This is a genomic window from Streptomyces sp. DSM 15324 (assembly GCF_001514285.1).
GTDB lineage: Bacteria > Actinomycetota > Actinomycetes > Streptomycetales > Streptomycetaceae > Streptomyces.
On record NZ_KQ949036.1, the window covers coordinates 170,557 to 193,597 of the forward strand.

22 protein-coding genes and 1 pseudogene are annotated in these 23,041 nt (G+C 72.7%); 11 read left to right on the forward strand and 12 right to left on the reverse strand.

What is annotated here, in order from left to right:
• The first annotated feature begins 28 nt into the window (after positions 1-28).
• The 3 genes from AQJ58_RS34740 to AQJ58_RS34750 are packed head-to-tail and all read left to right on the forward strand — an operon-like array spanning position 29 to position 3,782.
• Positions 29-1,108, forward strand: a complete 1,080-nt coding sequence (locus AQJ58_RS34740) for a thiamine ABC transporter substrate-binding protein (protein WP_067257482.1) — start codon at positions 29-31, stop codon at positions 1,106-1,108.
• Positions 1,109-1,155: 47 nt separating this feature from the next.
• A complete protein-coding gene (locus tag AQJ58_RS34745; protein WP_067257485.1) occupies positions 1,156-2,757 on the forward strand; it encodes an ABC transporter permease in 1,602 nt (533 codons plus the stop codon).
• Positions 2,757-3,782 carry an ABC transporter ATP-binding protein gene (locus AQJ58_RS34750; protein ID WP_067257487.1) on the forward strand — a complete coding sequence of 342 codons (1,026 nt, stop codon included), beginning with the start codon at positions 2,757-2,759 and terminating at the stop codon, positions 3,780-3,782. The genes AQJ58_RS34745 and AQJ58_RS34750 overlap by 1 nt, the downstream gene beginning before the upstream one ends.
• Before the next feature lie 70 nt (positions 3,783-3,852).
• Here AQJ58_RS34750 and AQJ58_RS34755 read toward each other — a convergent pair whose 3' ends face one another.
• The 7 genes from AQJ58_RS34755 to AQJ58_RS34785 all read right to left on the reverse strand — a co-directional run bounded on the left by AQJ58_RS34755 (position 3,853) and on the right by AQJ58_RS34785 (position 10,844).
• Entirely contained in the window at positions 3,853-4,566 is a 714-nt protein-coding gene (locus AQJ58_RS34755; protein WP_067257490.1) for an LAETG motif-containing sortase-dependent surface protein, read from the reverse strand.
• Between the two features lie 163 nt (positions 4,567-4,729).
• Complete coding sequence (locus tag AQJ58_RS34760; RefSeq protein WP_067257493.1) at positions 4,730-5,857, reverse strand: LOG family protein; 1,128 nt, start codon at positions 5,855-5,857, stop codon at positions 4,730-4,732.
• A gap of 66 nt (positions 5,858-5,923) precedes the next feature.
• Positions 5,924-6,343 carry a VOC family protein gene (locus tag AQJ58_RS34765; RefSeq protein WP_067257502.1) on the reverse strand — a complete coding sequence of 140 codons (420 nt, stop codon included), beginning with the start codon at positions 6,341-6,343 and terminating at the stop codon, positions 5,924-5,926.
• A 101-nt stretch (positions 6,344-6,444) separates the two neighbouring features.
• A complete protein-coding gene (locus AQJ58_RS34770) occupies positions 6,445-7,836 on the reverse strand; it encodes a hypothetical protein (protein WP_067257505.1) in 1,392 nt (463 codons plus the stop codon).
• A complete protein-coding gene (locus tag AQJ58_RS34775; protein WP_067257509.1) occupies positions 7,818-8,750 on the reverse strand; it encodes an ABC transporter ATP-binding protein in 933 nt (310 codons plus the stop codon). Before AQJ58_RS34775 ends, AQJ58_RS34770 begins: the two co-directional genes overlap by 19 nt.
• Before the next feature lie 202 nt (positions 8,751-8,952).
• On the reverse strand, positions 8,953-10,317 hold the full coding sequence (locus AQJ58_RS34780; protein WP_067257512.1) for an aspartate aminotransferase family protein: 1,365 nt from the start codon (positions 10,315-10,317) through the stop codon (positions 8,953-8,955).
• 2 nt (positions 10,318-10,319) lie between these two features.
• Complete coding sequence (locus tag AQJ58_RS34785) at positions 10,320-10,844, reverse strand: Lrp/AsnC family transcriptional regulator (RefSeq protein WP_067257514.1); 525 nt, start codon at positions 10,842-10,844, stop codon at positions 10,320-10,322.
• A 166-nt stretch (positions 10,845-11,010) separates the two neighbouring features.
• Between AQJ58_RS34785 and AQJ58_RS34790 the strand changes: the two genes are divergently transcribed.
• Positions 11,011-12,450 (forward strand): gamma-aminobutyraldehyde dehydrogenase, encoded by a 1,440-nt coding sequence (locus AQJ58_RS34790; RefSeq protein ID WP_067257516.1) that lies wholly within the window; start codon positions 11,011-11,013, stop codon positions 12,448-12,450.
• Positions 12,451-12,565: 115 nt separating this feature from the next.
• Positions 12,566-13,327, forward strand: a pseudogene (locus AQJ58_RS34795) (ABC transporter substrate-binding protein); the annotation flags it as partial.
• A gap of 39 nt (positions 13,328-13,366) precedes the next feature.
• Here AQJ58_RS34795 and AQJ58_RS34800 read toward each other — a convergent pair.
• Complete coding sequence (locus AQJ58_RS34800) at positions 13,367-14,131, reverse strand: IclR family transcriptional regulator (RefSeq protein WP_067257517.1); 765 nt, start codon at positions 14,129-14,131, stop codon at positions 13,367-13,369.
• A gap of 126 nt (positions 14,132-14,257) precedes the next feature.
• On the opposite strand from AQJ58_RS34800, the gene AQJ58_RS34805 reads away from it, so the two are divergent.
• The 5 genes from AQJ58_RS34805 to AQJ58_RS34825 all read left to right on the forward strand — a co-directional run bounded on the left by AQJ58_RS34805 (position 14,258) and on the right by AQJ58_RS34825 (position 18,439).
• Positions 14,258-14,743: a hypothetical protein gene (locus AQJ58_RS34805; protein ID WP_234360382.1), complete on the forward strand. Its 486-nt coding sequence runs from the start codon at positions 14,258-14,260 to the stop codon at positions 14,741-14,743.
• 261 nt (positions 14,744-15,004) lie between these two features.
• Entirely contained in the window at positions 15,005-16,450 is a 1,446-nt protein-coding gene (locus AQJ58_RS34810) for an amino acid permease (RefSeq protein WP_067257519.1), read from the forward strand.
• On the forward strand, positions 16,447-17,121 hold the full coding sequence (locus AQJ58_RS34815) for an HAD hydrolase-like protein (RefSeq protein ID WP_067257522.1): 675 nt from the start codon (positions 16,447-16,449) through the stop codon (positions 17,119-17,121). The genes AQJ58_RS34810 and AQJ58_RS34815 overlap by 4 nt, the downstream gene beginning before the upstream one ends.
• A 21-nt stretch (positions 17,122-17,142) precedes the next feature.
• On the forward strand, positions 17,143-17,907 hold the full coding sequence (locus AQJ58_RS34820) for a cyclase family protein (protein ID WP_067257523.1): 765 nt from the start codon (positions 17,143-17,145) through the stop codon (positions 17,905-17,907).
• A gap of 91 nt (positions 17,908-17,998) precedes the next feature.
• Complete coding sequence (locus tag AQJ58_RS34825) at positions 17,999-18,439, forward strand: Lrp/AsnC family transcriptional regulator (RefSeq protein ID WP_067257526.1); 441 nt, start codon at positions 17,999-18,001, stop codon at positions 18,437-18,439.
• Here the strand turns inward: AQJ58_RS34825 and AQJ58_RS44025 are convergent.
• From AQJ58_RS44025 to AQJ58_RS34840, 3 genes are read right to left on the reverse strand one after another with little or no spacing between them, the layout of a single operon-like run.
• Positions 18,420-18,680, reverse strand: a complete 261-nt coding sequence (locus AQJ58_RS44025; protein WP_067257527.1) for a hypothetical protein — start codon at positions 18,678-18,680, stop codon at positions 18,420-18,422. The two genes, AQJ58_RS34825 and AQJ58_RS44025, sit on opposite strands and share 20 nt — an antisense overlap.
• A complete protein-coding gene (locus tag AQJ58_RS34835) occupies positions 18,677-20,101 on the reverse strand; it encodes an aldehyde dehydrogenase family protein (protein ID WP_234360383.1) in 1,425 nt (474 codons plus the stop codon). Before AQJ58_RS34835 ends, AQJ58_RS44025 begins: the two co-directional genes overlap by 4 nt.
• Positions 20,094-21,173, reverse strand: coding sequence for a homoserine dehydrogenase (locus tag AQJ58_RS34840; RefSeq protein WP_067257530.1), 1,080 nt, complete (start codon positions 21,171-21,173; stop codon positions 20,094-20,096). The genes AQJ58_RS34835 and AQJ58_RS34840 overlap by 8 nt, the downstream gene beginning before the upstream one ends.
• A 196-nt stretch (positions 21,174-21,369) precedes the next feature.
• On the opposite strand from AQJ58_RS34840, the gene AQJ58_RS34845 reads away from it, so the two are divergent.
• Positions 21,370-22,170 carry an IclR family transcriptional regulator gene (locus AQJ58_RS34845; protein WP_079079413.1) on the forward strand — a complete coding sequence of 267 codons (801 nt, stop codon included), beginning with the start codon at positions 21,370-21,372 and terminating at the stop codon, positions 22,168-22,170.
• A 145-nt stretch (positions 22,171-22,315) separates the two neighbouring features.
• Here AQJ58_RS34845 and AQJ58_RS34850 read toward each other — a convergent pair whose 3' ends face one another.
• A complete protein-coding gene (locus tag AQJ58_RS34850) occupies positions 22,316-22,981 on the reverse strand; it encodes a YceI family protein (protein ID WP_067257536.1) in 666 nt (221 codons plus the stop codon).
• Between the last annotated feature and the right edge of the window lie 60 nt (positions 22,982-23,041).

The window sequence follows — 23,041 nt, forward strand, 5'->3', positions numbered from 1 at the left end:
TTCCTGGTCAACCCCAGGAGGACATCCAGTGCACATCAAGACACTCGTGGCGGCGACGGTCGGCCTCGGCCTCGTCACCCTGTCCGCGTGCGGCGGGGAGTCGTCCGGCACCTCGAGCGCGGCGGACTCCAAGACCGTCACCCTCGTCAGCCACGACTCATGGGCCGTCTCCAAGAACGTGCTCGCCGACTTCGAGAAGAAGTCCGGCTACAAGGTCAAGGTCCTCACGGACGGCGACGCGGGCCAGGCCGTCAACAAGGCCGTCCTGACGAAGGACAACCCGCAGGGCGACGTCTTCTTCGGCGTCGACAACACCCTGCTGTCGCGCGCCCTCGACAACGGTCTGTTCCAGTCGTACGAGGCCACGGGGCTCGACCGGGTCGGCGGCGCGTACCAGCTGGACGCGGGCAAGCACCGGGTCACGCCCGTCGACTACGGCGACATCTGCGTCAACTACGACAAGAAGTACTTCGCCGACCACAAGCTGGCCCCGCCGACGTCCTACGACGACCTGATCAAGCCCGCCTACAAGAACCTCCTCGTCACCGAGAACGCCTCCACCTCCTCGCCCGGCCTCGGCTTCGTCCTCGGCACGGCCGCGAAGTACGGCGACGACGGCTGGGAGGGCTACTGGAAGAAGCTCAAGGCCAACGGGGTCAAGGTGGTCGACGGCTGGGAGCAGGCCTACAACGAGGAGTTCTCCGGGTCCGCCGGCGGCAGGAAGGCCGGCGCCGACCGGCCGCTCGTCGTGTCGTACGCCTCCTCCCCGCCCGCCGAGGTGATCTACGGCGACCCCAGGCCCAGCACCGCCCCGACCGGGGTCGCGACCGGCACCTGCTTCCGGCAGATCGAGTTCGCGGGGCTGCTGAGCAACGCGAAGAACGCCAAGGGCGGCAAGGCGTTCATCGACTTCCTGATCTCCAAGGAGTTCCAGGAGGACATGCCGCTCAACATGTTCGTCTACCCGGTCGTCGCGGGGGCGAGGGTGCCCGCGGAGTTCACCGCGTACGGGCCCGCCGCCAAGAACCCCGAGACCATGGACCCGGCGAAGATCGCCCAGGACCGCGACCAGTGGGTCAAGTCGTGGACCGCGCTCGTACTGAAGTGACCAAGCCGGCCGGAAGGCCTTCCGGGAGCGCGGCGCGGCTCGGGCTCATGGCCCTGCCCGTCGCGTTCTTCGGGCTGTTCTTCGCCTATCCCGTCGCCGCGATCGTGGCCCGCGGGCTGAAGGTCGACGGGATGTGGCGGTTCGGGCGGGTGGCCGACGTCCTGGGCCAGTCCGACATCCGGCACGTCCTGTGGTTCACCACCTGGCAGGCGGTCGCCTCGACCGCGCTCACCCTGGTGGTGGCGCTGCCGGGCGCGTATGTCTTCGCCCGCCTGGACTTCCCGGGCAAGCAGGTGCTGCGGGCCGTGGTGACGGTGCCGTTCGTGCTGCCGACGGTGGTCGTCGGCAGCGCGTTCCTCGCGCTCGTCGGGCGCGGCGGTCTGCTGGACGACCTGTGGGGCGTACGGCTGGACACGACCGTCTGGGCGATCCTGCTGGCGCACGTCTTCTTCAACTACGCCGTCGTCGTCCGGACCGTCGGCGGGCTGTGGGCCCAGCTCGACCCCCGCCAGGAGGAGGCCGCGCGGATGCTGGGCGCGTCCCGGCTGCGGGCCTGGCGCACGGTGATCCTGCCCGCGCTCGGACCGGCGGTGGCCGCCGCCGCGCTGATGGTCTTCCTGTTCACCTTCACCTCCTTCGGTGTGGTCCAGATCCTCGGCGGGCCCACCTTCTCCACCCTGGAGGTGGAGATCTACCGCCAGACCTCGGAGATCTTCGACCTCTCCACGGCGGCCGTCCTGACGATCGTGCAGTTCGCCGCGGTCGGCGCGATCCTCGTCCTGCACGCCTGGACGGTACGGCGGCGGGAGACCGCCCTGCGGCTGGTGGACGCGAGTCTGACCGCCCGGCGGCCGCGCGGCGCCGGGCAGTGGGCGCTGCTGGCCGGGGTGCTGGTGAGCGTCGCGCTGCTGCTGGTGCTGCCGCTCGCCGTGCTGGTGCAGCGGTCCCTGGACGCACCGGACTTCGCCTACTACCGGGCGCTGACCGGTGAGGAGGGCAATGTCTTCCTGGTGCCGCCGATCGAGGCGATCGGCAACTCGCTGGAGTACGCCGTCGCCGCGACCGTGATCGCGGTGCTGATCGGCGGCCTGGCCGCCGCGGCGCTCACCCGGCGCGACGCGGGCCGGCTGGTCCGGGGCTTCGACGCGCTGCTGATGCTGCCGCTGGGTGTGTCGGCGGTGACCGTCGGCTTCGGGTTCCTGATCACCCTGGACGAGCCTCCGCTGGATCTGAGGGCCGCCTGGATCCTCGTCCCGCTCGCTCAGGCGCTGGTCGGCGTCCCGTTCGTCGTCCGGACCATGCTGCCCGTGCTGCGGGCGGTGGACCACCGGCTGCGGGAGGCCGCGGCGGTGCTGGGGGCGTCGCCGTGGCGGGTGTGGCGGGAGGTGGACCTGCCGATGGTGCGGCGGGCGCTGCTGGTCGCCGCCGGGTTCGCCTTCGCGGTGTCGCTGGGGGAGTTCGGTGCGACCGTGTTCATCGCGCGGCCGGACCGCCCTACGCTGCCGGTCGCGGTGGCGCGGCTGCTGGGCCGGGCCGGTGAGCTCAACTACGGTCAGGCGATGGCCCTGTCCACGATTCTGATGCTGGTGTGCGCGGCGGCCCTGCTGGTGCTGGAGCGGCTGCGGACCGACCGGACGGGGGAGTTCTGATGCTGCTGGGACTTGAGGCGGCCACCGTGCGGTTCGGCGGGCGGGCGGTGCTCGACGGTGTGGATCTGGCCGTCGGTGAGCACGAGGTGGTGTGTGTGCTGGGGCCGAGCGGCAGCGGCAAGTCGACGCTGCTGCGGGCGGTCGCCGGTCTCCAGCCCCTCGACTCGGGCCGGGTGCTGCTCGACGGGCGGGACCAGGCGGGGGTGCCCGCGCACCGGCGGGAGCTGGGGCTGATGTTCCAGGACCATCAGCTGTTCCCGCAGCGCGACGTCGGCGGGAACGTGGCGTTCGGGCTGCGCATGCACGGCGCGTCACGGCGGGAACAGCAGGAGCGGGTAGAGGAGTTGCTCGACCTCGTCGGTCTCCCGGGTGCCGACCGCCGGGCGGTCGCCGCGCTCTCCGGCGGTGAGCAGCAGCGCGTGGCGCTCGCCCGGGCGCTCGCCCCGCGCCCCCGGCTGCTGATGCTGGACGAGCCGCTGGGCCAGCTCGACCGCTCGCTGCGGGAGCGGCTGGTGGTGGAACTGCGGGAGCTCTTCGGCCGTTTGGGAACCACGGTCCTCGCGGTGACGCACGACCAGGGTGAGGCGTTCGCGCTCGCCGACCGGGTGGTGGTGATGCGGGACGGGCGGATCGCCCAGTCCGGTACGCCCCTTCAGGTGTGGCAGCGGCCGGCTGACGCGTTCGTCGCGCGGTTCCTCGGCTTCGAGAACGTCGTGGAGGCGAACGTCACCGGCGAGGTCGCGGTCACCCCCTGGGGCAAGGTGCCGGTGCCGGAGGGCTCACCGCAGGGCCCGCGCACGCTCCTCGTCCGCCCCGCCGGAGTCCGTCTCGTCCCCGCCGACGAGGGCCTCCGCTGCACGGTCGCCGCCCGTACCTTCAAGGGCACCCATGTCGCCGTACACCTTCAGCCGGACGGCGCGCCGCGGCTGGAGGCGGCGTGCGCGCTGCGGGACGCGCCGGCGACCGGGGACCTGGTCGCAGTGGCCTTCGACGCGACGGAGACGGTGGTGCTGGGCCGCGCCTGAGCGGCCGCCCACGGGGTGTGGCCCGCGCTCCGGGCGGGAGGGCGGGCCACAGGGGTGGTGCGGGGGCGGGTCAGCGGTTGTCGGAGCCCCGTCGGCGCATCCCGAAGAAGACCGCGCCGCCGCCGATGACGACGAGCAGGGCGGCGATGCCGGCGATCAGGCCGGTGTTGGAGGCACCGGTCTCGGCGAGGTTGGCCTCCTGGACCGCGGGCGAGGGGGCGTTGTCCGTGGTGGTGGCCGTGCTGTCGTCCAGGGGAGAGGAGTCCGCGGGGCTCGCGGAGATCGTGTCGGCCGGCTTGGACGGCGTGCTCGACGGCGTCCCGGATGCCGACGCGGACGCGCTCGGGGACGGCGAGGCGGTGTCCTCGTCCGTCGTGCAGGCCTCGGCCGGGGTGGTCAGGTTGCCGGCGATGTCGTCGTCGACGAGGATCTTCTTGTTCTTGACGGCCTTGATATGGATCCGGTAGACGGCGTCGGGCGCCCAGTCCTCCGCGAAGGTGATGACGGCGCCCTTCTTGGACCCCTCGACCGTCTGCTCGCCGACCTGGCGCAGGTCGGCGCCGTTGTTCTCCAGGAAGACGGTGACGACGGCGGGCACGCCCGTGGCGTCCTTGTCGGTCACCGTGATGACGCCCTTGGCGCCGTCGCATCCGGCAGCGGCGGAGAAGTCACCTATCTCGCAGGCCAGCGCGCTGCCCGCGGCGGTGAGCGCGAGTGCGGCGGAGGCGGCGGTGACACCGAGGAAACGCACCGAACGAGCGGCGGTACGGCGGGAAAGGGACACGTTTGTCCTTAAAGGGAAGCGCAACTGCGGGGGGTGGAGGGGGAGATGGCGCCCCCGGTGATGCCGAGTGCGTCACCATCCCCAGCAGACTCACAGATCTATAAGCGTTTCATAAGAAGTGTCAATGCGAGGACCGCTCCCAGCGGTTGCCTTTACCCGCTTATTAACCAGCGAGACGTTTCAATGCCGCCGGAGCCTCCTCGATCCGGTCAACGAGGGCGATACGGGACTCCATCGACCGCTCCCGGGCGAGCGAGCGCAACAGCGGCCAGGCCGGCAGCCGTTCGGTCCAGTGCTCCCGGTCCACCAGCACCATCGGCGTCGGCTCGCCGCGCGACTCGTAGTAGTTGGGCGTCGCGTTGTCGAAGATCTCCTGTACGGTCCCGGCGGCGCCCGGCAGGAAGACCACACCGGCGTTGCAGCGGGCCAGCAGGCCGTCCTCGCGGGTGGCGTTGGAGAAGTACTTGGCGAGGTGCGCGGCGAAGGGGTTCGGCGGCTCGTGGCCGTAGAACCAGGTCGGTATGCCCACCGAGGGCCCGCCGTCCGGCCAGGTGGCGCGGACCTCGAAGGCGGCCCGTGCCCAGTCGGTGACCGAGGGCGTGAACGTGGGCGCCTTGGCGAGCAGCCGCAGGGCGTCGGTGAGCATCGCGGCGTCGAACGGGGCGGCGTACGCGCCGAGGTTCGCCGCCTCCATCGCGCCGGGTCCGCCGCCGGTGGCCACCGTGAGCCCGTCACGGGCGAGTTCACGGCCGAGGCGGGCCGCGCCGGCGTACGCGTCCGTGCCGCGCTCCATGGCGTGTCCGCCCATGACGCCCACCACCCGGGCGCCGGCGAGGAGTTCGTCGAGCGCGTCGGAGACGGCGTCGTCGTGGATCGAGCGGAGCATCGAACCGAAGATGTCCCCGTCGGACCTGGTCCGCTGGAACCAGGCGTAGGTCCGGGCGTCGGGGGTCGCCTCGTACCCCTCGTCGAGGCCGGCGAACAACTCGTCGGGGGTGTAGACGAAGCCGCGGTAGGGGTCGAAGGACAGGCCCGGCACGGGCGGGAAGACCAGGGCGCCCGAGGCGCGGGCCTTGGCCGCCGCGTCCGGCGTCATCGGGCAGCCCAGGAACAGGGCGGCCGAGGTGTCCAGCGAGAGCAGGACGTCCGTACGGTCCGTCAGGTCGACGGACTGGACTCGGAAGTGGTGGAGGGTGCCGAAGTCGCGGACCACCTCGTCGAATTCGGCGAGGGACTCGATCTCACGATCGTGGGAACCGTCGAACGGCTGGGCGGGTGTCGTCGGATGCACCCGCCCATGCTAGGCACTGCCGTGCCGGGCACTGCCGTGCCGGGCACGGCAGTGCGGCCGGGCGGATCAGCCCTCGACGGCCGCCGGGTCCATCCAGACGATCTCCCAGGTGTGCCCGTCGAGGTCGTCGAAGGAACGGCCGTACATGAAGCCCATGTCCTGCGTCTCGCCGCTGGGCGTGGCGCCGAGGGCGAGCGCGCGGTCGACCAGCTCGTCGACCTTCTCGCGGCTCTCGGAGCTGAGCGCGACGAGCACCTCGCTGGTCGTCGTGGCGTCCGCGATCTCCTTCTTGGTGAAGGTCGCGTAGAACGGCTTGGTGAGCAGCATCGCGACGATCGTGTCGCTGATGACCACCGAGGCCGCGTTCTCGTCGCTGAACTGCGGGTTGAGCGAGTAGCCCAGGCCGGTGAAGAACGCCTTCGAGGCGGCGAGGTCGCTCACGGGCAGGTTGACGAAGATCATCTGCTGGTAGGCGGGGGCGGTCATCGGTCTCTCCCATCGGGGTGGTTGCGGTGTGCGATGGGGTAGACCGCGGGTTCGCGCGGAACTCATCGCCGAGCGCGATCTTTTTTTCGTACGGGTCGTGGTCAGTGGGCCAGGGGGAGGGACGCCAGCTCCGCCACCATCAGGGTCAGGGGGGCGAAGAGGCTCAGGAGGGCGGCCGCGCGCAGGACGGCGGCGGTGCGCAGGATCTTGCCGGGGGCGCCGAGGCGGAGCAGGGCGGCGGTGGTGTCGGCGCGAGCCTGCCGGGCCTCGACGGCGGTCGTCAGGAGCGTGGCGACCGTGCAGCACGCCACGACCGCGGCGCCGAGCGTGGTGAGGGGGCCGGAGGAGGGGTCGGCGGGGTCGTACAGGGCGGCCACCGCGTACGCGCCCGAGGCCACTGCGCAGACCACGCCCAGCGGGCGGCCGATCCGGGCGGCCTCCTGCATCAGCCCGCGACCCGCGAGGAGGCGGAGGGCGCCGGGGCGGGCCGTCTGGAGGAGACGGCCGCACAGGTGGGTGAGACCGGGACCGGCGAGGGCCAGACCGATCGCCGTCAGGCACCAGCCGAGGAGGACCGCGGTGGGGGCGGTGGGCAGACCGGTGGGCAGCGGGAGGGCGGCGGCGGTGGGGGTCCGGCTGGCGTAGCCCTCCACGGCGAGGCCGGTGGCCAGGAGGGCGGCGCCCCAGGGCAGGGCGGTGGGGTGGGGCGGCCGGCCGGGGACGTCCGCGGTGCCGTCGGGCAGGGGCCCGGTGCGGTCCGGCGTGGGCCGGGTGCGGTCCGGCGTGGGCCCGGTGCCGTCGGGCAGGGGCCGGGTGCGGTCCGGCGTGGGCCCGGTGCCGTCCGTCGCGGGCCCTGCGCCGTCCGGCGTGGGCCCGGTGGCGCCCGCGCCCACGGGTGCCGCCCCGGCAATGCGGCGGCCCGCGGACTCCCGGGGTGGGCCGGCCCTGAGGATTCCGGAGGCCCGGCGGGCTGCCACGAGGGTGTCCCTGGGGCAGAGCATCAGGGCCACCGAGGCGGAGGTCGTGGCCGGCACCAGGGAGAGCAGGGTGAGGGCCGCCGGCAGCGGCAGGGGGTGGTCCGCGGCCAGGAAGTCGGTCGCCGCTCCGTCGAAGGGCATACCGGTGAGGTCGCCCCGGAGGTGGAGGAAGACGAGGAGGGCCAGCATCGAGCCGAGCAGGGTCGACAGGGCCGTCGTGGTCGCCGAGACGGCCATCAGACGGGCCGGGCCCAGGCCGATGGCCGCGAGACCGGGGCGGGGGCGGGTGCCGGGGTCGGTGCGGGCGACCGCCAGGGCGAGGTGGACGGTGGCGGCCAGGGGGACCGCGCACCAGGCGAGGCGGAGCAGGGAGCCCGGGGAGCCCTCGGGGTGGGTCAGGGCGTGTCCGAGCGTGGAGAGGAGGAGGAAACCGGTGGCCGCCGAGGCCGCCGCGACCAGGAGGCGGCGCGCCTGTACGGCGGGGTGCGCGCTGCGGGTCAGACGGAGAGCGAGCACGCGGCCCCCCGCCCTTCCGCCTCACCCCGACCGTCCGACGCCCCGGGCCCGCCCACCGCTCGCTCCGGATCCGCCGGCCCGTGCTGGGCCGGCCCGGTGCCGTCCGGCCCCGCCCCGGCGTCCGGCTCACCGGGAGCGGCCGGGTCCCCCCGGCCCACGGACGCGTCCGGGCCTTCCGGCTTCGCCCGGCCGGGCCCGGCCTCTCGGTCGCTCGGGAAGGGGGGAAGGTGAAGGGTGGTCACCCGGCGGCCGTCCAGCAGGGTCACGCGGCGGTCGGCCAAGGAGGCGGTTTCCGGGTCGTGGGTGGCGAGGACGACCGTGATGCCGTGGGAGCGGGCGGCGGTGGTGAGGGTGCGCAGGACGTGTGTGCGGTCGGCGCGGTGCAGCGGGGCCGTCGGTTCGTCCGCGAACAGGATGGAGGGGGCGGGGGCCAGCGCACGGGTGATGCAGACGCGCTGGCGTTCCGCCTGGGTCAGTTCGTGCGGCCGGCTGCGCGCCTTCGGGCCGATGTCGAGGCGCTCCAGCCACTCCAGCGCGGCGGCCTTGGCCCGGCGGCGGCTGGTGCCGCGCAGCATCAGGGGGAGGGCCGCGTTCTCCCACACGTTCAGCTCGGGGACGAGCACGGGGACCGGGTCGATCCAGCCGAAGCGGTCGCGGCGCAGCCGCTCACGCGCCATCGGGCCCATGGTGTGCACGGGGACGCTGTTGAACCAGACCTCGCCGCGCTGGGCGGGCAGCAAGCCGGACAGACAGTGCAGCAGGGTCGTCTTGCCGCTCCCGCGCGGCCCGCTGACGGCGAGGATCTCGCCCTCCCGCACACCCAGCGAGACCCCGCCGAGCGCCGGTGATCCGTCGCGGTGCGTGAAGTGCAGCGAGCGTGCCCAGAGCACGTCGTTGTCCGGCGGGGCCTCCATGGGCGTACACCTCGGTTCAGATCCGTGAGTTCCCTGGGTATCCCCCGTCCGGGGGAACGAACGGGGAACGAAGGCAGGGCCGATCGGTCACGAGCACGCTAAGGAGGTGGCGGCGGGCTTGCGGACAGCACACGGCCCCGGTGCGCCGTTTCTCACTCGCACGGCGGACACCGGGGCCGGTGTTGATCACAGGGTCAGTTGATCACAGCTTCGTCCAGGCCTCCGTCAGCGTGGCGCGCAGGATCTGCTCGATCTCGTCGAAGGTCTCCTGGTTCGAGATCAGCGGCGGGGCGAGCTGGACGACCGGGTCGCCGCGGTCGTCGGCACGGCAGTACAGGCCGTTCTCGAAGAGGGCCTTGGAGAGGAAGCCGTACAGGACGCGCTCGGTCTCGTCGGCGTCGAAGGACTCCTTGGTCGCCTTGTCCTTGACCAGTTCGATGCCGTAGAAGAAGCCGTTGCCGCGGACGTCGCCGACGATGGGCAGGTCGTGCAGCTTCTCCAGGGTGGCGCGGAACGCGGACTCGTTGTCGAGGACGTGCTGGTTGAGCCCCTCGCGCTCGAACAGGTCGAGGTTGGCGAGGCCGACCGCCGCCGACACCGGGTGGCCGCCGAAGGTGTAGCCGTGCAGGAAGGTGTTGTCGCCCTTGTAGAACGGCTCGGCGAGCCGGTCGGAGACGATGCACGCGCCGATGGGGGAGTACCCGGAGGTCATGCCCTTGGCGCAGGTGATCATGTCCGGTACGTAGCCGAACTTGTCGCAGGCGAACATCGTGCCGAGCCGGCCGAAGGCGCAGATGACCTCGTCGGAGACGAGCAGCACGTCGTACTGGTCGCAGATCTCGCGGACCCGTTGGAAGTAGCCGGGCGGGGGCGGGAAGCAGCCGCCCGCGTTCTGCACCGGCTCCAGGAAGACCGCGGCGACGGTGTCCGCGCCCTCGAAGAGGATCTGCTGCTCGATCTGGTCGGCGGCCCAGCGGCCGAAGGCCTCGGGGTCGTCGCCGAAGACCGGGGCGCGGTAGATGTTGGTGTTGGGCACCTTGTGGGCGCCGGGCACGAGCGGCTCGAAGGGCGCCTTCAGGGCCGGCAGGCCGGTGATGGACAGGGCGCCCTGCGGGGTGCCGTGGTAGGCCACCGCGCGGGAGATGACCTTGTGCTTGGTCGGCTTGCCCGTGAGCTTGAAGTACTGCTTGGCCAGCTTCCACGCGGTCTCGACGGCCTCGCCGCCACCCGTGGTGAAGAAGACCTTGTTCAGGTCGCCCGGCGCGTGGTGGGCGAGGCGCTCCGCCAGCTCGACGGCCTTCGGGTGGGCGTAGGACCAGACCGGGAAGAACGCCAGTTCCTGCGCCTGCTTGAAGGCGGTCTCGGCCAGCTCCGTGCGGCCGTGGCCGGCCTGGACCACGAACAGGCCGGCGAGCCCGTCCAGGTAGCGCTTGCCCTTGTCGTCGTAGATGTGGGTGCCCTCGCCCCGGACGATGGTCGGGACGGGGGAGTTCTCGTACGAGGACATGCGGGTGAAGTGCATCCACAAGTGGTCGTACGCGGTGCGGCTGAGGTCCTTCTCGGTCACGGTTATCGGGTTCCCCACATGTAGGTCTGCTTCTTCAGCTTCAGGTAGACGAAGCTCTCGGTGGAGCGCACGCCGGGCAGGGCCCGGATGCGTTTGTTGATGACGTCCAGCAGGTGGTCGTCGTCCTCGCAGACGATCTCGGCGAGGATGTCGAACGAGCCCGCGGTCATCACCACGTACTCGACCTCGGCCATCTCGGTGAGCGCTTCCGCTACGGACTCCACGTCACCCTCGACGTGCAGTCCGACCATCGCCTGCCGGCGGAAGCCCACGGTGAGCGGGTCCGTGACGGCGACGATCTGCATCACGCCCTGGTCGAGCAGCTTCTGCACGCGCTGGCGCACGGCCGCCTCGGACAGGCCGACGGCCTTGCCGATGGCGGCGTACGGCCGGCGGCCGTCCTCCTGGAGCTGCTCGATGATGCCGAGGCTGACGGCATCCAGGTGCGGGGTGCTGTTCCTGGACTCGCGGGAACTCCCGCCGTCCCTGTGCTCTGCGCTTCGACTGGCCACGGCCACACTGTGCACGACGTCTCGACAGTTCCGCAAGGCCATGGCGATGAAATTCGTTGTTTACGCCACTGAGATCTGCGGATTCCGCAGTCATTGCCGGATCGGGGGTGTTGAAAACGTGGGCGCGCGGATTACTGTGGGTGTCTCAGTCAATGGACACCCGAACTTGGAGGGCCGGTCAGTGAGCACCGAGCTGCGTCGCCTGCGCAACTACATCGACGGTGAGTTCCGGGACGCCGCCGACGGACGGACCACCGAAGTGGTCAACCCGGCGACGGGCGAGGCGTACGCGACCGCGCCGCTGTCCGGACCCGCGGACGTGGACGCCGCCATGGCCGCCGCGGCCGCGGCCTTCCCGGGCTGGCGCGACACCACCCCGTCGGAGCGGCAGAAGGCCCTGCTGAAGATCGCGGACGCCTTCGAGGAGCGTGCCGAGGAACTGATCGCGGCCGAGGTGGAGAACACGGGCAAGCCCATCGGGCTGACCCGCTCCGAGGAGATCCCGCCGATGGTCGACCAGATCCGCTTCTTCGCGGGCGCGGCCCGGATGCTGGAGGGCCGCAGCGCGGGTGAGTACATGGACGGGATGACCTCGATCGTCCGCCGTGAGCCGGTCGGCGTCTGCGCCCAGGTCGCGCCCTGGAACTACCCGATGATGATGGCCGTGTGGAAGTTCGCCCCGGCGATCGCGGCCGGCAACACGGTCGTCCTGAAGCCCTCGGACACCACGCCCGCCTCCACGGTCCTGATCGCCGAGATCCTCGGCTCGATCCTGCCCAAGGGCGTCTTCAACGTCATCACGGGCGACCGGGACACCGGCCGGCTGATGGTCGAGCACCCCACCCCGGCGATGGCCTCCATCACCGGATCGGTGCGCGCCGGCATGTCGGTCGCCGAGTCCGCGGCCAAGGACGTCAAGCGCGTCCACCTGGAGCTGGGCGGCAAGGCGCCGGTCGTCGTCTTCGAGGACACCGACATCCCGAAGGCCGTCGAGGACATCTCGGTGGCGGGCTTCTTCAACGCCGGCCAGGACTGTACGGCGGCCACCCGCGTCCTCGTCCACGAGTCGATCCACGACGAGTTCGTCGCCGCGCTCGCCAAGGCCGCGGCCGAGACGAAGACCGGGCAGCCGGACGACGAGGACGTGCTGTTCGGCCCCCTGAACAACCCCAACCAGCTCCGGCAGGTCTCCGGGTTCATCGAGCGGCTGCCCGCGCACGCCAAGGTGGAGGCCGGCGGCCACCAGGTCGGCGACAAGGGCTACTTCTACGCGCCGACCGTGGTCTCCGGGCTGAAGCAGGACGACGAGATCATCCAGAAGGAGGTCTTCGGGCCGGTCATCACCGTCCAGTCCTTCAACGACGAGGAGCAGGCGGTGACCTGGGCCAACGGCGTCGAGTACGCCCTCGCCTCCTCGGTGTGGACCAGGGACCACGGCCGCGCGATGCGCATGTCCAAGAAGCTCGACTTCGGCTGTGTGTGGATCAACACCCACATCCCGCTGGTCGCGGAGATGCCGCACGGCGGCTTCAAGAAGTCCGGCTACGGCAAGGACCTCTCGGGATACGGCTTCGACGACTACACGCGGATCAAGCACGTGATGACGTCGCTGGACGCGTAGTCGGCGGGCCGCCGCCGGGAGGGGCGTGCCGCGCGTACGCCCCTCCCCTCCCGCCGCTCCCTGCTGCGTTCCCTCGGCTCCGCCGCCGCGCTCGGCGCCCTCGCCGGCTGCGGGGCCCTCGCTGATGAACCGTCAGCAGACCGGCCGGGACCTGATCGTCGTCAGCGACTGGATGTGCGCACGGTTCGTACGGCTGGGCTGGGTCCAGGAGATGGACCGCGACCGTCAGCCGGTCGCACGTGGCCGAGTACCTGGACCCGCTGCTGCGTTCCCCCGCCTTCGACCCGGGCCGCACGTACAGCGTGCCCCATCAGTCGGGCATCACCGGCATCGCCTACAACCGGCGTGGGCTCGGCCGCGACATCCGGGCCGTCGCCGACCTGTGGGCGAGCGACCTCAAGGGCCGGGTCACCCTCCTCTCCGGGCTGGACGAGGCCGTCGCGCTGCTGATGCAGGGCAACGGCGTCGACATCACCCGGTGGACGGCCGACGACTTCCGCACGGTGTGCGCGCAGGTGGAGCGGCAGGTCGAAAACGGCCACATCCGCCGTGTCACCGGCAACGACTACACCTGGTCGGACTCCCTGATGATCCCCGACCTCGCCCGCCACAAGACCAACGCCGAGCGGCTCGCGACTACTCCTACGGACCCGAGGTCGCCGCCGAACTCGCGGCCCGGGTCACCTACGTCTGCCCCGTCCCCGCCGCCCAGGCGGTCCTCGCCGACTCGGGCGACGAGGAGACGGCCGCCCTCGCCGCCAACCCGCTGATCTTCCCCGACCGGGAGATGCGCGCCCGCCTCGCCGTCGCCCGCGACATCACCTCCACGGAACGGCTGGAGTTCACCCGGCGCTGGAACGCGATCGTGGGGCTGTGACCGTCTGCCTGATCCTCGCGCGCGCCCCGAGCCGGACGCTCAGGCGCCGCGCAGCGCCCTCTCCAGCCGGCGGCTCCAGCGCAGGGCCGCCGTCACGCACTCCCGCGTCCTCGGTTCCAGGCGGTGGCGCGGTCCGACGACCTGGACGGCCGCGACGATCTCGTCGGTGAAGTCGCGGACCGGTACGGCGACCGAGTACAGGCCCGGTTCGGCCTCCTCGTCGACGATCGAGTAGCCGCGTTCCCGGGTCACGGCCAGCCGGCGCAGGAAGTCGTCCAGGCCCGTGGGCGTGTTCGGGCCGTGCGGCGCGAACTCGGTGCGCGCGAAGACCGCGGCGACCTCGTCGTCGTCGGCGTCGCTCAGCAGGGCCTGGCCGCAGTCGCTGCAGTAGGCCGGGTACGGGCGGCCGATCCACGAGCCGAGCTGCCGGCTGCCTGGGGGCACCCGTTCGGCGATGGTCACGGTGGTGTCGCCGACCAGGACGCCCAGGTAGCAGCTCTCGCCGGTCTCGTTGGCCATGCCCTCCAGCGCGGTGAGCCCGTCGGTGCGCAGCCGGTGTGCGGTGAGATCGCGGGCCGTCGCGTAGAGCCGCCAGTGCGGGGTGACACCGCCCGAGACGTCGTCACGGGTGACGAACTCCTCCGCGGTCATCGCGGTCACGGTACGGGAGAGCTGGCTGCGGTCGCGGCCCATCCGGCGGGCCAGTTCCGCGACGGACGCGGCGGAGCCGTGCCGCAGGCCCTCGGCCGTCCCCCGGGCGAGCGCCGACAGGGCCTCCAGGCCCTTCACCACGGTCGAGTCCACGTGCGCACTGTACCGCTCCCCTCGCTTGAGATCATGAAACGTGCAGCATCTGCATCTTGCCGTGCATTTAATGCACGCTTAGCATCCTTGCATCAGCCGCCGCCGAACACCGAGGGACGCATGCGCATGGCTACGACGACGATCACGCCGGAAGCCGCCGGACCGGACCGGGGCTCCGCCGGGGGCGGGACCCGTGAGGGCGTCCGGCGCCGGACGGTCCGGACGGTCAAGGTCTACTGGCCGGTCGCGGCGGTGACGCTGGCCGCGTGCGGGCGGGGCGACCTCGACGTCCTGCGCGCGGACGAGTCCTTCGCCTCGCTGCTGCGGGTCCTGGAGACCACGCCCGAGCTGGGGGACTTCGGGGTCTACGGCGATGTCTTCGAGGTGGCCCTCGGCGCGGAGGGCTTCACCGTCCGGCCCGGCGCCCGGCCCGCCCTCGGCTCGGTCGGCGGACGCTTCCTCTCCTCGACCCTCGCCGTGACGACGCACGTCGACGCCGCGACGGACGACGACGCGCTGTCCCGGATCCTCGCCCGCCTCATCGACGCCCACCCCTGGGAGATCCCGGTCGTCGAACTGTCCGCCCCCCTGGACCTGGTCACCCCCGCCTGACCGACCCGGCACACCCCTGCGGCACACCCCGCCGACGCGCCCGCCCCCGCGCCCGCCCCCGCTCCCACCCCCTCCCTGGCCACGGCCACAGCCCCCGCGCGCCCACCCATCACGTGCCCCCGCGCCCGCACACCGTGACCCCATGCCGCCGACCGCGGCTCCGACCCCCCTCGAAAGTGGCCCCACCCCCCAGCCATGACCTCCCGATCACCCCCCACACCCCACTCGCACCCCCGTCCCCGCTCCGCAGAGGAGACCGCCATGTCCGTCTCAGCCGTACCGGAGAATCCACCGGCCGCCGCCGACTCCGCTTCCCGGCCGCCCGACGAGGGGCTGCGCCGTACGATGCGCTCGCGGCACCTCGTGATGATCGCGATGGGCGGCGTCATCGGCTCCGGACTCTTCCTCAGCTCCGGGTTCACCGTCTCCCAGGCCGGCCCCCTCGGCGCCGTCCTCGCCTATCTGGTGGGTGCCTTCGTCGTCTGGCTGGTGATGGCCTGCCTCGGCGAACTCGCCGTCGCCTACCCCGTCTCGGGCGCCTTCCACATCTACGCCTCCCGCTCGATCGGCCCCGCCACCGGCTTCACCACCGCCTGGCTGTACTGGCTGACCTGGGCCGTCGCCCTCGGCTCCGAGTTCACCGCGTGCGGGCTGCTCATGCAGCGCTGGTTCCCCACCGTCGGCGTCTGGGTGTGGTGCGTGGTCCTCGCCGCCGTCGTCTTCGCCGTGAACGCCGTCTCGGCCCGCGTCTTCGGCGAGACCGAGTACTGGTTCTCCCTGGTGAAGGTGGTCGCCGTGGTCGCCCTCATCGTGCTCGGCGGCGCGGCCCTGTTCGGCTTCCACCCCATGGCCCCGGACGGCTCGCACCCCTTCCTGCTGGAGAACTTCCGGACCCCGGACGGCCTCTTCCCCAACGGCTTCTCCGGCGTCCTCGTCACCGTGCTGGCCGCGTTCTACGCCTTCTCCGGCTCGGAACTGATCGGTGTCGCCGCCGGTGAGACCGAGGACCCGGCCACCGCCGTCCCCAAGGCGCTGCGGGTCACCGTCGTCCGGCTGCTCGTCTTCTTCGTCGGCGCGATCGCGGTGATCGCCGCCACCATCCCGTACGACAGGGTCGGACTGGACGAGAGCCCCTTCGTCACCGTCTTCTCCTCCGTCGGCATCCCCTACGCCGCCGACGTCATGAACTTCGTGATCATCACGGCGCTCCTCTCGGCCGGCAACAGCGGCCTGTACTCCTGCGCCCGCATGCTGTTCTCCCTCGCGGAGGAGAAGCAGGCCCCGCAGGCGCTGCGCAGGCTCAGCCGCCGCGGCATCCCGCTGACCGCGCTCTCGCTCAGCATGCTCGGCGGCCTGGCCTCCCTGGTGAGCAGCGTGACCGCGCCCGAGACGGTCTACCTCGTCCTCGTGTCGATCGCCGGGTTCGCCGCGGTCGGCGTGTGGATGTCCATCGCCGCCTCCCAGCTCATGCACCGCCGGGCCTTCCTGCGCAAGGGCGGTGATCCGCGGACCCTCGCCTACCGCACCCCGTTCCACCCGGTCGTCCCGCTCCTCGCCCTCACCCTGTGCCTGGCCTCGCTCATCGGCATCGCGCTGGACCCGGCCCAGGCCACGGCCCTGTACTTCGGCGTCCCGTTCGTGGCGGGCTGCTACCTGTACCACTGGCTGCGGTTCGGCCGGCACCGTACCCCGGGGGCCACCGCGTGAAGCCGCCCACCTGCGTGCTCCTCGACCTCGACGGCACCCTGCTCGACTCGGCCCCCGGCGTGATCGCGAGCGCGGCCCACGCGCTGCGGTCCGTGGGGGCCCCGGTCCCCGACGCGAGCGCCCTGCGCTCACTCGTCGGCCCGCCGATGTACGACAGCTTCCGTGACGTGGTCGGCCTGGACGAGCCCACGGCGCGCGCGGCCCTCACGGCCTACCGCGCCGAGTACGCCCGCAGCGGGGCGTCGGCCGCCACGCCGTACGCCGGGATCCCCGACCTGCTCGACGCCCTGGCCCGGCGCGGGCTCCCGATGGGTGTCGCGACCTCCAAGGTGGAGGACCAGGCCGAGCTGATGACCCGCCGGTTCGGCCTCGCGCCCCGGCTCCAGGCCGTCTGCGGGGTCTGCGACGCGGCCGGCCGGACGACGAAGCGGCGGGTCATCCGCGAGTGCGTGGCCCGGCTGCGGGCGCGCGGCGCGGACGTGCGTCGGCCGCTCATGGTCGGCGACCGCGCCTACGACATCGAGAGCGCCGCCGCCGAGGGGATCCCCGCCGTGCATGTGCGGTGGGGATACGGCGGCCCGGCGGAGTCGGCCGGCGCGGTCGCCTCCGTCACCGCACCCGCCCACCTGATCGACCTGCTGGACAGCGTCGCGCACGACCGAGCCGAGTAGACACGAAGAGGACGGACAGCCATGACCTTCACCACCACCGAGCCCCCGCTGTGGGCCCTGCACCGGGACCTGATCGCGAAGACGGTCCGGACGGACCTCACCCACGCCTTCCACCCGGGCCAGCCGCACTTCCCCGCCTTCCCGGACGAGAAGCGGGAGATGCCCTTCGACATGTCCCGCGGTGACGGCTTCAACGTGCACCTGTACACGATCGTCGGCCAGTGGGGCACCCACGTCGACCCGCCCGTGCACTTCGTGGCCGGGGCCCGCCCGCTCGACGAGATCCCCGTGGACGAGATGATCCTGCCCCTGGTCGTCCTCGACATCACCGAGCGCGTCGCCGCCGACCCGGACGCCGTACCGACCCTGGAGGACGTGGCGGCCTGGGAGGCGCGCCACGGGCGCGTCCCGGAAGGGGCGTTCGTGGCGCTGCGCACCGGCTGGGGCCGGCGCTGGCCCGACCCGGCCGCGATGGCCAACAAGGACGAGCAGGGCGTCAGCCACTACCCCGGCTGGTCGGCCGAGGTCCTGCGGTACCTCTTCGAGGAGGCCGGGGTCACCGCGATCGGCCACGAGCAGACCGACACCGACCCCGGACTCGCCACCTCCGCCGGTGACTTCAGCCTGGAGAGCTACGTCCTGGAGCGGGACCGCTGGCAGATCGAGCTGATGGCCCACCTCGACCGGGTGCCCGAGGCCGGCGCGCTGATCGTCGCCACCTGGCCCAAGCCGCAGGGCGGTTCGGGCTTCCCGGCGCGGGTCTTCGCCCTGCACCAGCAGGACTGATCCGCCCCGGACCCGCACAGCTGAGCCCCGGCGGCCACCTCGGCCGCCGGGGCTCAGCGTCCGTCGGGAGTCATCACGTCAGGAGACAGCCATGGACACCATCGACGAGCAGATCATCAGCGAACTCACCCGCAACGCCCGTATCTCGCACGCGGAACTGGGCCAGCGGGTGAGCCTCTCCCGCAACGCCGTGCGCCAGCGCGTCGAGCGGCTGGAACGGCAGGGGCACATCTGCGGCTACACGATCGTCCGCCCGTCGGACGGCCCCGACCGCGCGACGGTGACCGCGCACGTCCTGGTCTACCGCCAGGACCGGATGCGCGGCGGAGACGTCCTCGCCGCGCTCCGGCGCATCCCCGAGGTGGTCTCCTGCGACGTCCTCAGCGGCCAGTTCGACCTGCTGGTCAGTGTGGAGGCGGCGTCCCTGGAACGCGTACAGGGCATCTGGGAGCAGATCGCCCAGATGCCCGGTGTACGGGACACGGTGACAGCGCTGGCACTGTCCCGGGTGGTCAGCCGGCGGCGGCCATGAGGGCCCGCGGGGTCCCGGGGCCGAGCCGCCCGCGCCGGGTGACGACCTCCAGCACGCCGGCCCCGGTCGCCAGGGCCTCCCGCGCCACGGCCGACGCGGCCTCGTGCATGATGCCCGGCGCCGGCGCGGTCACCGCGCCGACCGCCGCGTCCGCGGTGTGCGCGCCCCCGTACGCCTCGGCCGGCACGCGCACCTCCCCGAGGGAGTCGGACGCGGTCCGGAAGGCGCCGGATCCGCTCACGTCCCGGCCCCGTTGAGGCAGACGACCTTCGGCTGGGTCATCTCCTCGTACGCGAAGCGCACGCCCTCGCGGCCCATGCTGCCGTACTTGGAACCGCCGAACGGCATCGCGTCGAAGCGGTAGTCGGAGGAGTCGTTGACCATCACGCCCCCCGCCTCCAGCCGACGCGCCGCCGCCATGGCCCGGTCCAGGGACGAGGTGAAGATCCCCGCGTGCAGGCTGAAGTCGATCTCGTTGGCCCGCTCGATCGCCTCCTCGAAGGAGTCGACGGCCTGGAGCACGACGACCGGCGCGAACGCCTCGTCCCGCCAGACGGCCGCCGTGCCCGGCACGTCCTCCAGCACGGTCGGCGGGTACAGGGCACCGTCGCGCTCGTGCCCGCACAGCAGCCGCGCCCCGTCCGCCAGCGCCGCGGCGACCGTGGTCTCGGCCGCGACCGCCGCCGGCTCGCTGATCAGCGGGCCGACATCGGTGCGCTCGTCCGCCGGGTCACCCGTGCGCAGCAGCCGGGTGCGGGCGACGAACGCGTCCCGGAAGGCCTCGTACACGCCCCGCTCGACCAGGATGCGCTGGGTGCCGATGCAGTTCTGCCCGGCCGCCCAGAACGCCCCGGAGACACAGGCCTCCACGGCCGCGTCCAGGTCGGCGTCGGCCAGGACGACGACCGGCGCGTTGCCGCCGAGGTCCATGGCGAGCTTCTTCAGCCCGGCCGAGCGCGCGATGGCCTCGCCGGTGCGGAAGCCGCCGGTGAACGAGACCATGCGCACGTCCGGCGCGGCGACCAGGGCCGCCCCCAGCTCGGCGCCGCCGTTGACGACGGTCACCACCTCCTCCGGCAGCCCGGCCTCGACGAGCGTGTCGACCAGCCGCAGCGCGGACAGCGGGGTGAGCAGGGACGGTTTCAGCACCACCGCGTTGCCGCCCGCGATCGCCGGCCCGAGTTTGTGCGCGACCAGGTTCAGCGGGTCGTTGTACGGAGTGACGGCCGCGATGATCCCGAGCGGTTCCCGGGTGAACCAGCCCGAGCGGCCCTCCGAACCGGCGTACGCGTCGAACGGCACGACCTCACCCGCGTTGCGCCGCGCCTCGGCCGCCGACAGCCGCAGGGTGTTCACCGCGCGCCCGGTCTCCTTGCGGGCCTGGACGATCGTCTTGCCGGCCTCGGAGACGATCAGCCGGGCGAAGGACTCCGCGCGCTCCTCGATGAGGCGGGCGGCGCCGTCCAGGACGGCGCCCCGGGCGGCGCGGGACAGCGTCCGGGCCGTCGTGCGGCCCCTGCGGGCCCGGCGCAGGACCTCGTCCACGGCGTCCGCCGAGGTGAGGCAGACGGAGCCGATGGTCTCGCCGTCGTAGGGGCTGCGCACGGGGGACATGCCCTCGCCGACCGGCAGCGGGGCCGTGTCCACGGTGGTCTCAGCCACGGTGGGCCTCCTGGAGGATGCCGGTGCCGGAGACGGCCCGGTCGTGGATGCCGATGACGTCGGAGAGCAGGGCGTACGCCGTCTCGGTGCGGCCGGCGCCGGGCCCGCCGACCGTGACGGTGCCCAGCAGGTCGGTGTGGAAGGCGAGGGCGTTGGTGGGGCCCGAGACCCCGGCCAGCGGGTGCTCGGCGGGCAGCGCGACCGGCGCGACCCGGGCGGTGACGGTGCCGTCGGCGTGCCGCTCGGCGGAACCGATCAGCTTCCAGCGCAGCCCCTCGGCGGCGGCCCGCCGGACGTCCTCGGCGGTGAGAGCGGAGATCCCGGCGCACGGCACGTCCGCGCGGGTCAGCTCGGCGCCCAGCACCTCGTGCGCGAGGATCATGACCTTCAGCTGGACGTCGTACCCCTCGACGTCGGCCGTCGGGTCGGCCTCGGCGTACCCCAGCGTCTGGGCCTCGGCGACGGCGTCCGCGAAGGACAGACCGGACTCCAGCCGGCCGAGGACGTAGTTGGAGGTGCCGTTCATGATGCCCTCGAAGCCGTTCACGGCCAGGCCGCCGAACATCCGGCGCGCGGTGCGCAGGACCGGCGTCCCCGACATCACCGTCCCCTCGAACTCGAAGGACACCCCGGCCTGCCGCGCCAGCTCCTTCAGCGCGGGACCGTGCAGCGCGACGGGCCCCTTGTTGGTGGTGCACACGTGTTTGCCGGCCTCGATGGCCCACCGCACGTGGGACAGGGCGGGCTCGCCGTCCGTGGGGTTGGTGAAGGTGGCCTCCGCGACGATGTCGGCGGGCACCTCGCGGATCACCCACTCGTTGCGCGGCAGCGGGCTGCCTCCCGGCAGGCCGGAGAAGTCCAGCTCGCCCGGGGCGGCCGCGAGCAGCGGGGCCAGCGCGATGCCGTCGCCGTCGGTCCGCACCAGCGATCCGGCCCGCAGGTCGGTGATGGCCACCACCCGCAGGGCGAAGCCGAGTTCGGCCTCCAGGGTGTCCGAGCGTGCGGCGATCAGCTCGGCGAGCGCGCGGTTCACCCCGCCGAATCCGATGAGCGCGATGTCGTAACGGGCCATCGGGACGTCACCTTCCTCTCCCTCTCGTGTCCGCCGGTCGGGCCACCGGCGGGGACACGCTCAGCCTCGGGGCGCGGGGTGTCAGTGCGGCCCTGCCGATCCGCCCGGGAGGGCTGCCGATGTGCTCGGGCCGCCGGGCGTTCGTCCTGCGGCCTCGCCCCGTCGCCGCGCCGGGGCGGCTGGCTATAGTGCCGAGGTGACGACCAACGGCCCCGCGCCCGGTCGGCCCCAGGGTCCGACCACGGCCTCCTCCCTGCGCATGGCCCTGCGGATGGTGAGCGCGGTGCTGGACCGGGAGACGTCCGGCCGCGGCGGCTTCAACGTCAGCCGGCTCGCCGACGAGGTCGGCGTCGAGCGCAGCAAGGCCTCCCGCACCACCCAGGACCTCTGCGACCGGGGCTTCCTGGAACGCGGTGAGGACGCGACGCTGCGGGCCGGCGAGTCGTTCTTCGCGGTGGCCGCGTCCCTGCACCCGGGGCTGCTGCGGCGCAGCCGTCCCGTCCTGCGCCGGCTCGCGGTCGCGTACGGCGCCGGCGCGCGGCTCTCGGTCCGCGACGGGGTGCAGGTACGGCTGCTGCGGTCGGAGTCCGCCGCGGGCACCGCGCCGGACTGGCTCGGCCGGGCGAGTCTGGTCACCCCGTGCTGGTGCACCGGAGCGGGCCGCGCGCTCCTCCTCGACCACACCGCCGAGGACCTCACCGCGCTCCTCGACGACTACGAGCTGATCGGCGTCGGCGGCCCCAACGCCGCCCGTTCGGTCGCCGAACTCGTCGCCGCGGGCGACCGCGACCGGCTGCGGGGGGTCGTCGCGGCCCACGGCGAGTTCGAGCACGGCGTCACCGAGTACGCCGTGCCGGTGCGGGACGGGGGCGGACACATCCGGGCCGCGGTGTCCGTGGTCGGCAGACAGCAGGACCTGCGGCCGCACGAGCGCGCGATCCACGCGGAGCTCACGGCGGCGGCCGACGCGCTGGCCCGGTCCGTCGGCGGCTCCTGAGTGGCCCGGTCTGTCGGCGGCTCCTGAGCGCCACGGTCGGTCGACGGCTCCCGAGTGGCCCGGTCCGTCGGCGGCTCCCGAGCGGCCCGGCCCCTGCGGCCGGCTCCTCAGGCCGCCTCCACGCCGTCGGCCTCCCGTGCGTCCTTCAGTCGACGGGGAGCGTGCGGAGGGCGGCGATGTCGAACTGGAGCCGCACCTTCTCGCTCACCATGGCGCCGCCCTGGGCCAGCCGCTGGTTGTACGTCAGTCCCCACTCGGACCGGTTGATGGTCGTCGTCCCGTCGAAGCCGACCCGCTCGTCGCCGAAGGCGTCGACGACATGGCCCAGGTAGGCCAGCTCCAACTCGACGGGGCCGGTGGTGCCCTTGATGGTGAGGTCGCCGCTCATGCGGTAGACGTCGGCACCCGTGAGCCGGACCGCCGTACTGACGAAGCGCATCCGCGGGTGGGCCGCGGCGTCCAGGAAGTCACGCCCGGTCAGATGGGCGTCGCGCTGGTCCACACCGGTCCGGACGGACGCCGTGGACAGCACGATCTCCGCGTGGGAGCGGGCCGGGTCGCGTCCGTCGAACCACAGGCGGCTGCGGTACTCGGCGAAGGCGCCGCGCACGGTCGTCACCAGGGCGTGGCGCACGGAGAACCCGATCCGGCTGTGCGCCGGGTCGATCATCCACTCGCCGGTCAGCGCGGCCAGCCGGGGGTCGGGCGCCGGTCTGCCGATCCGGGTTAACGGCCTTGTCTGGTAGGGGAGTTGGGGAGGCATGGGGGGTGCCGGGCGGCGCCGGAACGCAGCACGGTTGAACAGGTTCATGATGCACGTGCTTACGGCACGGGGGAGGCGCCCGCAAGGTGCTTCAGAAAACGCTTACAG

Bases quoted from the DNA above. Each gene is read 5' to 3' on its own strand.
- AQJ58_RS34850 (WP_067257536.1), bottom strand. From the start codon at position 22,981: ATGAACCTGTTCAACCGTGCTGCGTTCCGGCGCCGCCCGGCACCCCCC.
- AQJ58_RS34775 (WP_067257509.1), bottom strand. From the start codon at position 8,750: ATGGAGGCCCCGCCGGACAACGACGTGCTCTGGGCACGCTCGCTGCAC.
- AQJ58_RS34765 (WP_067257502.1), bottom strand. From the start codon at position 6,343: ATGACCGCCCCCGCCTACCAGCAGATGATCTTCGTCAACCTGCCCGTG.
- AQJ58_RS34810 (WP_067257519.1), top strand. From the start codon at position 15,005: ATGTCCGTCTCAGCCGTACCGGAGAATCCACCGGCCGCCGCCGACTCC.
- AQJ58_RS34840 (WP_067257530.1), bottom strand. From the start codon at position 21,173: ATGGCCCGTTACGACATCGCGCTCATCGGATTCGGCGGGGTGAACCGC.
- AQJ58_RS34825 (WP_067257526.1), top strand. From the start codon at position 17,999: ATGGACACCATCGACGAGCAGATCATCAGCGAACTCACCCGCAACGCC.
- AQJ58_RS34805 (WP_234360382.1), top strand. From the start codon at position 14,258: ATGGCTACGACGACGATCACGCCGGAAGCCGCCGGACCGGACCGGGGC.
- AQJ58_RS34750 (WP_067257487.1), top strand. From the start codon at position 2,757: ATGCTGCTGGGACTTGAGGCGGCCACCGTGCGGTTCGGCGGGCGGGCG.
- AQJ58_RS34745 (WP_067257485.1), top strand. From the start codon at position 1,156: ATGGCCCTGCCCGTCGCGTTCTTCGGGCTGTTCTTCGCCTATCCCGTC.
- AQJ58_RS34820 (WP_067257523.1), top strand. From the start codon at position 17,143: ATGACCTTCACCACCACCGAGCCCCCGCTGTGGGCCCTGCACCGGGAC.